The organism is Pseudomonas sp. 5Ae-yellow, assembly GCF_014077575.1.
Lineage (GTDB): Bacteria > Pseudomonadota > Gammaproteobacteria > Pseudomonadales > Pseudomonadaceae > Halopseudomonas > Halopseudomonas neustonica.
Genome location: NZ_JACGWE010000154.1, coordinates 1 through 253, shown reverse-complemented (window position 1 = coordinate 253; position 253 = coordinate 1). Strand labels below are relative to the sequence as shown.

The window sequence follows — 253 nt, the reverse complement described above, 5'->3', positions numbered from 1 at the left end:
GGCTGGCGAGATAGCGCGATGGCTTCGCGCTTGAATTCAGGGCTGTATTTTCTGCGTTTGGACATGAACACTCCTTTGGCACATTGTGCCTCTTTTCAAGAGTGTCCGCAGTAACGGGGTAGAACCCGAGCGTACTCAACTGGCGACAAGTAGTTTAGTGAGCTGTGCGGTCTAACATAGTTGTAATGTTGCCTCCAGGAGTCGATTTCTACTCGGGCCTCGTCCATCGTTCTGAACCAGGATCGATTCAGAC

The 253-nt window shown here is 51.4% G+C and carries 1 protein-coding gene; it reads right to left on the bottom strand.

The genetic code is table 11. From position 1 onward, the window contains the following. Positions 1-95: 95 nt before the first annotated feature. Positions 96-253 (bottom strand): integrase core domain-containing protein (locus tag H4J77_RS19675; protein ID WP_182250161.1); only part of this gene is annotated, 158 nt, incomplete at its 5' end.